Origin of the sequence: Fictibacillus sp. B-59209, from assembly GCF_036216745.1 — a bacterium.
Classification (GTDB): Bacteria; Bacillota; Bacilli; order Bacillales; family Fictibacillaceae; genus Fictibacillus_C; species Fictibacillus_C marinisediminis.
The window spans coordinates 1-966 of the sequence record NZ_JARMMC010000042.1 but is presented as its reverse complement, the minus strand read 5'-3'; the positions used below and the strand labels follow the sequence as shown (position 1 = coordinate 966).

9 tRNA genes and 1 rRNA gene are annotated in these 966 nt (G+C 51.7%); all 10 read left to right on the top strand.

Features of this window, described 5'->3' with window-relative positions:
* Window positions 1-84: ribosomal RNA gene (gene rrf, locus P4361_RS22415) — 5S ribosomal RNA — on the top strand; the annotation flags it as partial.
* Window positions 85-94: 10 nt separating this feature from the next.
* Window positions 95-170 (top strand) — tRNA-Val (locus tag P4361_RS22410).
* 7 nt (window positions 171-177) lie between these two features.
* Window positions 178-253, top strand: a tRNA-Thr gene (locus P4361_RS22405).
* A gap of 7 nt (window positions 254-260) precedes the next feature.
* Window positions 261-336 (top strand) — tRNA-Lys (locus P4361_RS22400).
* Window positions 337-354: 18 nt separating this feature from the next.
* Window positions 355-439, top strand: a tRNA-Leu gene (locus P4361_RS22395).
* 7 nt (window positions 440-446) lie between these two features.
* Window positions 447-521: transfer RNA gene (locus P4361_RS22390), tRNA-Gly, on the top strand.
* A 13-nt stretch (window positions 522-534) separates the two neighbouring features.
* Window positions 535-623, top strand: a tRNA-Leu gene (locus P4361_RS22385).
* Between the two features lie 9 nt (window positions 624-632).
* A tRNA-Arg gene (locus P4361_RS22380) sits at window positions 633-709 on the top strand.
* Between the two features lie 3 nt (window positions 710-712).
* Window positions 713-789: transfer RNA gene (locus tag P4361_RS22375), tRNA-Pro, on the top strand.
* Between the two features lie 10 nt (window positions 790-799).
* Window positions 800-875, top strand: a tRNA-Ala gene (locus P4361_RS22370).
* Window positions 876-966 lie beyond the last annotated feature (91 nt).

The window sequence follows — 966 nt, the reverse complement described above, 5'->3', positions numbered from 1 at the left end:
TCCCATACCGAACACGGAAGTTAAGCTCTTCAGCGCCGATGGTAGTTGGGGGCTTCCCCCTGTAAGAGTAGGACGTTGCCAGGCATATACATATGGAGGATTAGCTCAGCTGGGAGAGCACCTGCCTTACAAGCAGGGGGTCGGCGGTTCGAACCCGTCATCCTCCACCATTATTTCGCCGGTTTAGCTCAATTGGTAGAGCAACTGACTTGTAATCAGTAGGTTGGGGGTTCAAGTCCTCTAGCCGGCACCACTTTCAAGAGCCATTAGCTCAGTTGGTAGAGCATCTGACTTTTAATCAGAGGGTCGAAGGTTCGAGTCCTTCATGGCTCACCATTTTCAAAAATTTTATATGCGGGTGTGGCGGAATTGGCAGACGCGCTAGACTTAGGATCTAGTGTCTTATGACGTGGGGGTTCGAGTCCCTTCACCCGCACCATACGGATGCGGAAGTAGTTCAGTGGTAGAATACAACCTTGCCAAGGTTGGGGTCGCGGGTTCGAATCCCGTCTTCCGCTCCATTTTTTTCTGCCTGCCGGGGTGGTGGAATTGGCAGACACACAGGACTTAAAATCCTGCGGTAGGTGACTACCGTGCCGGTTCGAGTCCGGCCCTCGGCACCAATTAAATTTGCGCCCTTAGCTCAGCTGGATAGAGTGTTTGACTACGAATCAAAAGGTCGGGAGTTCGAATCTCTCAGGGCGCGCCATATCGGGAAGTGGCTCAGCTTGGTAGAGCACCTGGTTTGGGACCAGGGGGTCGCAGGTTCAAATCCTGTCTTCCCGACCATCTTTGTTAAGGGGCCTTAGCTCAGCTGGGAGAGCGCCTGCCTTGCACGCAGGAGGTCAGCGGTTCGATCCCGCTAGGCTCCACCATTAGAAAATGTGTTGACATTTTCTTTTTTAGTCGGTATAATATGAAAGTTGCTGTTCGAAGCAGCACATTAGTTCTTTGAAAACCAAACAA